At 43.2% G+C, this 11,711-nt stretch carries 8 protein-coding genes; 5 read left to right on the top strand and 3 right to left on the bottom strand.

The annotated features are described in order from the left end of the window. Positions 1-121 precede the first annotated feature (121 nt). The gene (gene mltF, locus ACQY3F_RS20350; protein ID WP_428356889.1) at positions 122-1,474 is read left to right on the top strand and encodes a membrane-bound lytic murein transglycosylase MltF; all 1,353 of its coding nucleotides are present in this window, start codon (positions 122-124) and stop codon (positions 1,472-1,474) included. A 297-nt stretch (positions 1,475-1,771) separates the two neighbouring features. Here the strand turns inward: mltF and ACQY3F_RS20345 are convergent, their stop codons facing one another. The 3 genes from ACQY3F_RS20345 to ACQY3F_RS20335 are packed head-to-tail and all read right to left on the bottom strand — an operon-like array spanning position 1,772 to position 5,134. Further along, positions 1,772-3,253, bottom strand: a complete 1,482-nt coding sequence (locus ACQY3F_RS20345) for a pyridoxal-phosphate dependent enzyme (RefSeq protein WP_428356888.1) — start codon at positions 3,251-3,253, stop codon at positions 1,772-1,774. A gap of 11 nt (positions 3,254-3,264) precedes the next feature. Then, on the bottom strand, positions 3,265-4,734 hold the full coding sequence (locus tag ACQY3F_RS20340; protein WP_428356886.1) for a pyridoxal phosphate-dependent decarboxylase family protein: 1,470 nt from the start codon (positions 4,732-4,734) through the stop codon (positions 3,265-3,267). A gap of 34 nt (positions 4,735-4,768) precedes the next feature. Beyond that, positions 4,769-5,134 (bottom strand): DsrE family protein, encoded by a 366-nt coding sequence (locus tag ACQY3F_RS20335; RefSeq protein WP_428356884.1) that lies wholly within the window; start codon positions 5,132-5,134, stop codon positions 4,769-4,771. Between the two features lie 186 nt (positions 5,135-5,320). Between ACQY3F_RS20335 and ACQY3F_RS20330 the strand changes: the two genes are divergently transcribed. The 4 genes from ACQY3F_RS20330 to ACQY3F_RS20315 all read left to right on the top strand — a co-directional run bounded on the left by ACQY3F_RS20330 (position 5,321) and on the right by ACQY3F_RS20315 (position 11,572). Continuing rightward, positions 5,321-6,901: a winged helix-turn-helix domain-containing tetratricopeptide repeat protein gene (locus ACQY3F_RS20330; RefSeq protein WP_428356882.1), complete on the top strand. Its 1,581-nt coding sequence runs from the start codon at positions 5,321-5,323 to the stop codon at positions 6,899-6,901. A 398-nt stretch (positions 6,902-7,299) separates the two neighbouring features. Then, entirely contained in the window at positions 7,300-8,670 is a 1,371-nt protein-coding gene (gene glmU / locus ACQY3F_RS20325; RefSeq protein ID WP_428356881.1) for a bifunctional UDP-N-acetylglucosamine diphosphorylase/glucosamine-1-phosphate N-acetyltransferase GlmU, read from the top strand. Position 8,671: 1 nt separating this feature from the next. After that, positions 8,672-10,501 carry a glutamine--fructose-6-phosphate transaminase (isomerizing) gene (glmS, locus tag ACQY3F_RS20320; RefSeq protein ID WP_428356880.1) on the top strand — a complete coding sequence of 610 codons (1,830 nt, stop codon included), beginning with the start codon at positions 8,672-8,674 and terminating at the stop codon, positions 10,499-10,501. Positions 10,502-10,888: 387 nt separating this feature from the next. Continuing rightward, entirely contained in the window at positions 10,889-11,572 is a 684-nt protein-coding gene (locus ACQY3F_RS20315) for a DNA-3-methyladenine glycosylase I (RefSeq protein ID WP_428356879.1), read from the top strand. Positions 11,573-11,711: the final 139 nt, after the last annotated feature.

Here is an 11,711-nt window from a genome sequence, read left to right as displayed (position 1 = left end):
GTCAGACTCGGTATTATTGAATTCTCGCCCCTAAACATTATAAACAATCTTTGCTATTATCAGCAGTGTAAGATAAAAATGTTCTAGTGTTAGATTGATTTTTCAACAAAAAAAGATAAACATGTCCAGACTAATTCACACATTACTATTAATTACGTTTTCTGCTTGCATACTGACTAGTTGTAGTGAAACTGACCCAGTAATGAATGATATACGCAGGCAGGGAAAGTTAATAGTGCTGACACTGAACTCCCCCACAACGTATTACCTGGGGGCGGATGATACCCCTACCGGATTTGAGTATGATTTGACCAAAGCACTGGCTGATTCTTTGAATGTCGATGTGGAATATAAGATAGTGGATAATATAGAAGCGATGCTGAATGCCATCAACGAAGGTGAGGGTCATGTTGCAGCGGCTGGATTAACCCGTACCGATGTGCGTGAGCAGAAGTATCTGTTTGGACCTGACTATAGAACCGTGCAACAGCAGGTAGTCTGTCATAGAAAATCGAGACTGCCTAAAGACGTAACGGATTTAATCAGACGATCAATATTGGTAATAGCTGAGAGCAGTTATGTAGAAGCATTGCAAGAGCAACAAAAAAACTATCCCGAACTAAAGTGGGAAACCACCAGTGAATTATCCACGGAGCAAGTGCTGGAAAAGTTGGTAAAGAGAGAAGTTGATTGTACCGTGGTAGATTCAAATGTATTTTCCTTGAATCATCCATATTATCCCAGCTTAAAAGAAGCTTTTCCATTTTCAGAGAAGCAGAGCCTGGCATGGGTGCTGCCTTCAGATTCTGAAATTTTTAAGCAAACGGTCACAGACTGGTTTGAAAAAATAGAAAGCAATTCTATGCTAAATATCATCAACGAACGCTATTATGGTTATGTTGATATTTTTGATTTCTATAATAACCACATCTATTTGAAGAGGATTAAATCACGCTTACCCAGATATGAAACTGCCTTTAGAGAAGTCGCAGAACAATACCAGATCCCCTGGACTTTACTTGCAGCGCAGTCTTATCAGGAATCTCACTGGAATGCAGGAGCGCGTAGCCATACAGGTGTTAGAGGGTTGATGATGCTGACCCAGACGACTGCCAAGGCAATGGGGATTAAAAAACGTACAGACCCTCGGCAAAGCATTAAAGGCGGTGCAAAATACCTAAGCCAGCTGATCAAAAGAGTGCCTGAGGATGTTGTTGCCGATGACCGTATCTGGTTTGCGCTGGCCGCATACAATGTAGGCTTTGGTCACTTGCTGGATGCTAGGAAATTAGCCAGAGATTTAGGTAAAAGCCCCAGCACTTGGCATGATCTAAAAGAAGTTTTGCCTTTATTAAGCCAGAAGAAATATTATAAGAAGCTAAAATATGGCTATGCCCGAGGCGCTGAACCCGTCAAATATATAGATAGAATTCGTTATTATCAAGATGTGCTGGTTAATGCTTTGAGCGAATAATTTAGTATATACTTCGCGGAGTCACGGATGCGCATCCGTGACCGCGCGAAGTATAGTTGCCTCTTGCCTGGAAAGCTTATAAAAATGTTCCTGATAACCCATAACCCTCAGCTATACGTTGTCTTCCTGCATGCTACCCAGTCAAGCGTGGGCACAAGCTTAAGCAGGAATCTAGCCGGAGAAGCATAGATTCCCGATAAAAGGACTTCGGGAATGACGAGGTTTTTAACATACTGGTGTTTCAAACTTTATTCTACTATGGCTGAGAGTTGTACGTAATCAGGAAAATGTCTTTCTTTAACGCGGATGCAGCCAGCCTGGTAAAAAACTGTAAGGGTCAGAATCAATCGAGTCATTGCGTGGGATCTGCAAGTCGTCTAGCCGACTCAATAAACTGCCATCCTTACAGCCATCAAATAAATCAGTACAACCGCCGAGAAATTTACCCTGAATAAAAATCTGCGGGAAAGTATTCCAGGCTGTTTTATTACGTAGCGCTGTGCGCATTTTAGTGCCCCGATTATCCTCTTGAAAGGCAACGGAATCCAGGTCGACAGAGTGGTAAGGAATTTCATATTTATCCAGCACTTTGCGCACAGACCAGCAGAATTCGCACCATTCCAGAGCAAACATAATGATAGGCTTATCAAGGTCATTGACTAAAGCTTCAACATATTTAACGGCATGCTCGTCTAGTTCATCTGTATCGTCTATTGGGCAGGGTGGTGCACTTAAATCAAAGCGAAAGCCTGGCGTAGAGCGTGATATTGCTTGTTCTTCGGTGGTCATTTCGCTAGCCACATCATCAAATAAAGGCGTAGAAAGATAGCGCTCTCCTGTATCGGGTAGCATGCAGAGAATATTAGAACCCTCGGGGACGGATTCCGCTAACGTTAATGCCCCTGCTAAGGTAGCGCCAGCGGAAATACCGACAAAAATACCTTCCTTCTGTGCCAGGTCTTTTGCGCATTGCAGCGAAAAGTTTCCGTCTATTGGGATATACCCATCTATATGTGCGCAGTTCAGTGCTTGTTCTGCTAGTTGTGGAATAAAGTCGGGAGACCAGCCCTGCATTAGATGTGGGCGGAAATTAGGGTGACTTGCACTATGCGAACCATCTGCATTGCGTAATTGAGCTATGCCGCTAGCCAGAATTTGCGAGTTATCTGGTTCACAAACCATAATTTTAGTAAAAGGGCTTTCAGCTTTTAATACCCGGGAGACGCCATTAAGTGTCCCGCCGGTTCCAAAACCACTGACCCAGTAATCCAGAGAAATATCAGCAAAGTCACGCAATATTTCTACTGCGGTGGTTTTCGCGTGGGTATCTGCATTGGCTGGATTTTCAAATTGTTTCGGCTGCCACCAGCCATTTGCCTCAGCTAGTTCAGCCGCTTTAGCGACCATACCAGATCCTTTATCGGAAGCGGGAGTCAATATGACCTGGGCGCCTAAAAAACGTATCATTTTACGCCTTTCTACACTGAAGTTTTCTGCCATGCAGATAACCAGTGGGTAGCCTTTTTGCGCGCAAACCATGGCCAGGCCTATGCCGGTATTGCCACTGGTCGCTTCCACGATGGTTTGCCCAGGCTGTAGTTCGCCACGGCGTTCAGCATCTTCAATGACTCCGAGGGCTAAGCGGTCTTTGACTGAGCCCATGGGGTTAAAGGATTCTACTTTTACAAAAATATTGACGTCTTTAGGCCCCAATTTATTAATACGTACTACGGGTGTGTTACCTATGGTTTCGAGAATGCTAGCGTAACGATTGCTCATGATCTTATCCTCTAGCTAAATGTATATTGTTTGTGGTTATTTGTTAGCAACTGTTGCCCTGCGCTAAGGACATCCTCTATCAATTCTCTGGCATGTTGCTCATTGGTTCTGGCCCCGACAAAACAGGGACGAATCACCAGTGTGTCATTGATGATTGTAGTGCTGGGAATGCTACGCCCTTGCTGCACTAATAGGCGATGAATCTGTTTGTTAAAATCATTAAGATTGGGCACTTGATTACAGATATAACGAAAGCAACAAATGGACAGCGTAGGCTCCTGTACCACTTCCAGGTTAGGGTGACTATGCGCCAATTCTGCGACCAGTCGCGCCATATCATTATGTCGGCAAATACGTTCCTGCATGCCTGTTTTACCTATTTCTTGAATAAGCGCCCAGACCACTGCGCCACGAGAAGGTGCCGATAATTCAACGCCAAAATCATGATAGGGAACCCCCATACTGAGCATGGAGTTTTCAATATTGTCATCATGACATGCACCCTCTAGGTAATCCGCAGGCCCCTGGCTAAAGGCGCGATTTAAAATACTGCGATCACGCACATAAGTGGCACCTATCCCTACCGGCGCACCTAGCCATTTATGCGGGTCGACTATGACCGAGTCGGCCAGTGCTAATCCCTGGTAAAGAGGTCGTATGCGCGGGTCGAGTATGCCCGGCAGCCCATACGCGCCGTCCACATGAAACCAGATATTGAAGGCTTGCGCAATTTCTCCAATTTCAGCTAGCGGGTCTATAGCCCCTGTATTTGTGGTTCCGGCATTGGCAACCACAGCCACGGAAACAAAGCCGCTCTCAGCATCAGCCTGTAATTGCTGACGTAATGCCGCCGGACACATGCGCCCGTTGTTGTCAGTAGCAATTGAAACTACTGCAGATCGGCCCATGCCTAGTACAGCCGCAGCGCGGTGTATAGTGCGATGGCAAGCGCTGCTGGCATACAATCGGCAGGGTTTTTGTATACCTTCTTCAGCGGTATTGACGCCCAGTTTTTCAAATGCCCATTGTCTAGCCGCTCCCAGAGCAACCAGGTTGGCAACTGAGCCGCCACTGCTATAGACACCTTTCATCGTTGTTGGCAATTCAAACATCTCGGCCATCCATTGCAGTGAGACTTCCTCAAGATAGTTAAATGCGGTAAGGCCCACTCGCTGAGGTGCTGCAACGGCACCGCTCAGAGTGGCAATGATACCCATTGAAGTGGCGCCGGTCGTAATAAAAGAAGTGCAGCCGGGTTTAGGAACTTGTGAACCATTAGGAATAAGATGTTGCCTGATGATATCCATCAATTGCTCACTGCCTGTGCCCTGCTCAGGTAAAGCCCCCCCTAGCATAGCCTTCCAGCTAGCTTCGTTGCACATGGCATCGGGGTGTTCGAACTGAAGATACGACTCCAGATACTTGCCTAATTGCTGTAATAATTCAGGCAGATTGCCACACTCTGCGCGCTCTTGATACATGCTGCTATCCTCTTTTTATTCGGTTTTTCTAGGTTTAAGCTAAAACTTTTGCACCACTGGCTAAAAAGGCCATGGTTTTTGGCGCACCGGCAATTTCTACACCTGTAATCAAGTCATCTTGCGTGATTCCTTTAACTTTTGCACAAACCGGGCAAAGCCATATCTTGCCACCATTTTGCACAAACTGCTGAATTAAGTCAGCAATGGGTTCCAGGCCTTCAGAGGTCAGACCATCAGCGCCGCCTTTGAGACAAAGCTGAGAAGCATCTGAGGTGATAAAAACAGCTGCTTCACTGGTTTTAGATGCAGTAACAGCCAGTATAAATGAAATGGTGGCACGTTCCATGTGGTTAGCGCCTTCCTGACAGTTGATTAGATATTTTTCAGTAGTCGTTGTCATGAGTATTTCCTTTTAAAGTTAATGTTCTGTGGTTTATTAAATCCACGGTTAATATTATAGATATCAAGTTCTGCAAGTGCTTGTAGGTACTCTGGTTTAATTCTGGAGAAAAGCTGAAGATTGGTATAATGTGGGTATTACTCGATATAAACTTGGGAGCACACCGTTTGATGCTAAAAATTGATTATGATTTATCGCTTTAATGAATTCATGCTGGACACGGACTGCTTTGAGCTGAGCAAGGGTGGTGTAGCACAAGCTATAGAGCCTCAGGTTATCGAGCTGATCACTTTATTAATTGTCAATCGCGAGCGCATGGTTTCAAAGCAAGAGATTAATGAACAAGTGTGGAGGGGGCGAATTGTGTCGGAGGCTGCCTTAAGCAGTCGAATTAAAACAGCGCGCCAGGTTCTGGGGGATAGTGGTCGCACCCAGCAAGTTATTCGTACGATTCATAAGAAAGGCTTTCGCTTTGTCGCAGAAGTAGAGGCGGATCAGGGGCGGGTAGGTATTATAAATGCAGACGAGGGGTTTGACTCGCAAGCGCTCAGGAATCAAAACCTGTCAAATAATAGCAAGCCAGCCATTGCAGTTTTGCCATTTGCAAATTTATCCAGTGAGCCTGATCACGAATATTTCAGCGATGGAGTTAGTGCAGATATTATCACCTTTTTATCCAGGCATCGCTGGCTGGATGTGACTGCCCGCAATACGACTTTTGGCTATAAAGGCAAAGCAGTTGATATCCGACAATTGGGTATAGAGCTCGCAGTAGATTATGTCGTTGAGGGCAGTGTACAGCGCGTTGCTAATAGGGTACGAGTTTCTGCAAATTTAATTGATGCTGCCAGCGGTCACCAAAAATGGGGTGAACGTTATGATCGTGAAATAGCGGATATTTTCTCGCTGCAGGATGAAATCACTGAAATGATAGTTGCCCGTCTGGAGCCAGAAATTGGCTCCGCCGAACGTAATAAAGTCATTCATGCCCGGCCTGCAAATTTACAGGCCTGGGATTGCTATCACTTAGGTATCTACCATTTTTTTAAATTTACCGGTGCTGATAATCAGCATGCTCAAGATCTATTATTACAAAGCCAACAGCTAGATGAAAATTTTGGTGAAGCCTTTGCCTGGTGGGCTTATGCGCTAATTTTGGGCATGATTTACTGGCAAACCAAGCCAACTCAGGCATTGTTGGATAGAGCGTTGCAGGCTTGTGATAAGGCGTTATCTCTGGATGCTCAGAATGCCACGTTTTATGCGCTCAAGGCTAGGGTATTATTAGCAAGACGGGAATATGATCGGGCCATTGCAGAAAATAAAAAAGCCATCAGTTTGAATTCTTCATTTGCAGCAGCGCATTGTGGTCTAGGCGATTCACTGGCTTATGAAGGGCGTTATGAAGAAGCTATCAAATGTTTTGATAAGGCGATTGCATTAAGTCCCAATGATCCGCAATTATGGGCTTTTTATACTTACGGTGCATTAGTGCTAATCTTTAAACAAGATTATGCAAAGGCTGTGCAATGGGCTGAAAGCGCGAGCATTATCCCCAATTGCCAATACTGGGCGGCGGCGCATAAAGTTGTCGCTCTAGCTTATTTACAACATCAAGAGTTGGCAACAGCTAAAGCGCAGTTATTAAAGGAATTGCCAGAGTTTAGTTGTGCCTTTGCACGCGAAAAATTATTTTATTTAAAAAGGCAGGAGCAGATTGATTTGTATATTCATGGACTAGAAATGGCAGGAATTCCGGAAAGCTGATTTATTTATTATCTAAATCATTGAGTGATTTATACAAACTTTCATAAACAATATCTTCAACACCTTCAATTTAATAAATTTATATACCAGCAGTTTTTAACTACAACTTAGATCATTTTCCTAGAATAATAAGCAATTGTTACATAAGTTCCGTGGCATATGATTCTACATAAAAATAACTGAGAAGGTCTGTTCGAGGTAGATAGACATTAATTCCTCAATGCAAACTCTACTCTAGTCTTAATGCTTGTACTTACAAGCAACTCACTATAAAATTTGCGAAGTCACGGCGCGAAGTATCAATAGATTAAGAAATTGCTGCTACATAACAATTGCTTACTTTCACGAGCAATACTGCTCTATATAAATCAAATACACGAAAGGTACAAAGGAATAGCATGACGGTAAAAACAATCATATTAGCCGCAGGTCAAGGTACGCGTATGCGCTCAGCCATGCCGAAAGTTTTGCATAAAGTTGCCAAGCGTAGTTTGTTGCAACATGTCTATGATACTAGCAAGCTGATAGATGATAATGAAGTCCTCATCATTTATGGACATGGCGGTGAATTGGTCAAACAAACGTTATCTGAACTTGATGCTCAGTGGATTGAACAGAAACAGCAGTTAGGCACTGGCCATGCAGTATTACAAGCCGAGAGTATGATTGAAAATGAGGATACCGTGTTGATTTTATACGGTGATGTCCCTTTACTGGCAAAACAGTCAATCGATAGCTTATTAGCCAATGTTTCAGCGCAAAGCATGGGTTTATTAACCGTAGTATTAGAAAACCCGACAGGGTATGGCCGGATAGTTCGAGATGAATCTGGTCAGGTGCGCAAAATTGTCGAACAAAAAGATGCATCAGATCAGCAGCAACTGATTACAGAAGTTAATACCGGTATTCTTGCGCTAAAAGGGGGGCAATTAAAAAGCTGGGTTTCCCGCTTAGAAAATAATAACGCCCAGCAGGAATTTTATTTAACGGACGTTATAGAAATGGCCGTGAATGATGGCATAGCGATTAAAACCAGTCATCCAGAAACGGTAGACGAAGTGTTAGGGGTTAATAATCGTAAGCAACTCAGCCATCTTGAACGAGTTTATCAGGCTGGACAGGCTGATAAGTTAATGGAGCAAGGCGTTACTTTATTAGATCCTGCAAGAGTTGATTGCCGTGGGTCTTTTGTATCATTAGGGCAAGATATTTCAGTTGACATCAATGTGATATTTGAAGGAAAAAATAGCATAGGTAATAATGTAAATATTGGTGCTAATACGATGATTAATAATTCTGTCATCGGTGATAATGTGGAAATACTCGCTAATTGCGTTATTGATAATGCAGTGGTCGGGGCTGGAAGTAGAATTGGGCCTTTTGCAAGACTACGCCCGCTCGCTGAATTAGCTGAACAAGTGCATGTAGGAAATTTTGTAGAAATTAAAAAAGCAACGGTGGCTAAGGGAAGTAAAATTAATCACCTCAGCTATATAGGTGATGCAACGATAGGTAGCCAGGTGAATATAGGCGCGGGTACCATTACCTGTAATTATGATGGGGTGAATAAATTCCGTACGGTAATTGAAGACGGCGCTTTTATCGGTTCAGATACGCAACTAATTGCACCGGTAACGGTGGGTAAAAATGCGACGATAGGCGCAGGTTCTACCATCACCAAAAATACCCCGGATGATCAACTAACCTTAACCCGGTCCAAACAAATCAGTATACAAAGCTGGCAACGTCCCGTGAAAAAGGAGCAATAATATGTGTGGCATCGTAGGTGGAATTGCGCAAAGAAATGTCGTTCCCATTTTAGTAGAGGGCTTAAAACGTCTGGAATATCGGGGTTATGATTCTGCAGGACTGGCAGTTATAGCCGATAAATCAATTCACCGGCAGCGACAGATTGGCAAGGTAAAAGGCCTGGAGGACTTGCTGGCGGCTGACCCATTTAGTGGAAATATAGGCATTGCACATACCCGCTGGGCAACGCATGGAAAACCCAGCACCCAGAATGCTCACCCACATATATGCAATAACAAAGTGGCCGTAGTTCATAATGGCATTATTGAAAACCATCAAGCCTTACGTGAGACGCAAAAACAACAAGGTTACCAGTTTAGCTCGGAAACAGATACCGAGGTTATTGCTCATCAGATTTATCACGAACTAGAACAAACTGACACTTTACTGCAAGCGGTTAAAAATACAATTAATCAGCTGGAAGGTGCGTATGCATTGGGTGTATTAAGCAGAGGTGACGAAAATACCTTAATTACTTGCCGCAAAGGTAGCCCGTTAGTTGTTGGGGTTGGTATAGGGGAATATTTTATAGCATCAGATGTTGCGGCATTACTCCCTGTTACTCAGCGTTTTATCTTTTTAGAAGAAGGAGATATAGCAGAGTTAAAAATAGATAGTCTGGTGATTTATGATCAGCATGATCAAATTGTTCAGCGGCCTATAAAAGAAAGTAGCTTAACGGCGGATGCGGTAGATAAAGGTGAATATCGCCACTATATGCTCAAGGAAATTTATGAGCAACCGAATGCCATTGCAGAAACGCTGGAAGGCCGCTTTATTGATAATCAATTGCAAGATTATGCTTTTGGGCATAATGCCGCAGAAATATTTGATAAGGTAAAAGCAATACAAATACTGGCCTGTGGTACCAGCTTTCATTCGGGCCTAGTTGCAGAATACTGGTTTGAAAAATTGGCGCGGGTACCTTGCCGAATAGAAGTTGCCAGTGAATTTCGTTACCGAAAACCCGTATTAGCAGAAGATACATTAGTGGTTACTATTTCTCAATCTGGTGAAACCGCCGATACTCTGGCTGCATTAGCCGAAGCAAAAAGATTGGGCGCTAAGTATTCTTTAAGTATTTGCAATGTACCTGAAAGTTCTCTGGTCAGAGAATCAGACCTGGTGTTAATGACCCGCGCTGGTCCTGAAATTGGTGTGGCATCGACCAAAGCTTTTACCACTCAGCTAGTCTCTTTGATGTTATTGGTTGTCGCGGTAGGTAGGCGGTTTTCATTAACGGCCGAAACCGAACAGGAAATTACCACGGAATTATTTAAGGTACCGCGTATCATTGAAGATGTATTGCAGATTGATACAGAAATAGAAACCTTATCAGTACAGTTCGCTGAAAAAAATCACGCCTTATTTTTAGGCAGAGGGACGCATTACCCTATTGCAATGGAAGGTGCTTTAAAGCTAAAAGAAATATCCTATATTCATGCCGAAGCCTATCCGGCGGGGGAATTAAAACATGGTCCCTTAGCACTGATAGATGCAGAAATGCCGGTGGTAACCGTTGCTCCGAATAATAGTTTATTAGAAAAACTAAAGTCAAATATACAGGAAGTCAGTGCGCGAGGCGGGCAATTAATCGTCTTTCTAGATGAATCAATCAATACAGAAGAAGATGAGCATGTGCAAATCGTGCGCATGCCGAAAGTAAACAATCTCATCTCACCGATTGTTTACGTAATTCCGCTACAACTACTGTCCTACCATGTGGCAGTCCTTAAAGGGACGGATGTCGACCAACCCCGAAATTTAGCAAAATCAGTAACAGTTGAGTAAACATGTGTTGAATTACTTATAATTTTCTGATTACTCAAAACTCTCAGCTATGCTTCGTCATTCCTGTATGCTTTTAGCAGGAATCTAGGAGGCTGTCCGAGAATAGAAACCGTCGCGAGGGAAAGCTATTTTGAGTCAGTTTTTTCGTTCATTTGAGGCGAATAGTTGTGCTCTTTAACGAAAATGAACGGAAAAAATGGCCAAAAAGGCTTTTTCCGTAGCAGGTTTTCTATTCTCGGACAGCCTCCAGTAGGTTAAGCAAAGATTCCCGATAAAAGATTTCGGGAATGACGAATTTTTAACTAACCGATGTTTCAAGTTTTTTTACTTATGGCTGAGAGTAATACGTAATAAGGTGAAATTTTGAAGTTCTAGAGGGTATTATAGATGCAAGATTTTGAGCAAATTTATCAACGTGCGGCAAAAAGAAAAGGCGGCGAAGATCAGCTACAAGCTCTATTGCCTCCGATAACAACTATTCAGGAAGTCTGCTCGCAAAAAGATGACCGAATCTTGTCCATAATGACCAAGTGTATTTTTCAAGCTGGCTTTACCTGGAAAGTCGTGGAAAATAAATGGCCTGAATTTGAAATCGTATTTAACAAATTTAATCCGCAAGTGCTGGAATTTTTATCCCCTGAAGACTTGGAAACCTTAGTCAAAGACGTACGCATAATCCGTAATATGCAAAAGATAATAACAGTTCCAAAAAATGCACAGTGGATTAATGAAATTGCTCGCGAACACGGAAGTTTCGCTAAATTTATCGGTCTATGGCCCACGTCCAATATTGTAGAATTGTTTAAATTGCTCAAGCAAAGAGGTGCTCGCCTGGGAGGAAATACTGGCCCACGGATATTAAGGCTGGCGGGTATAGACAGTTTTATTTTAAGTTCGGATGTACTACAAGCATTGCGTCAGGCGGATATAGGCCTGTATGGATTGGCAAGTTCCATGAGAGATATGCAGCTGATACAAACTGCATTCAACGACTGGCATAAACAAACGCAGTTGCCATACACGCATATCAGTAAAATACTCGCCTTTTCGGTGGGTGAAAATATCTATTAAGGCTAGTCTGCATATTCCGCTAAAAAAAGTGCTCAGGTCCCTAATTGCGATTCGTGATTCGGGACCTGAGCATCCCTCTGGTTTGAGTTCATCGTATATCTGCCAACGACAACTGACCACGACACCATGTGTTTGACAA

The organism is Methyloprofundus sp. (assembly GCF_965251085.1).
Taxonomy (GTDB): domain Bacteria; phylum Pseudomonadota; class Gammaproteobacteria; order Methylococcales; family Methylomonadaceae; genus Methyloprofundus.
Note: the sequence above shows the minus strand (reverse complement) of the source record. Positions and strands in the feature narration are given on the sequence as shown.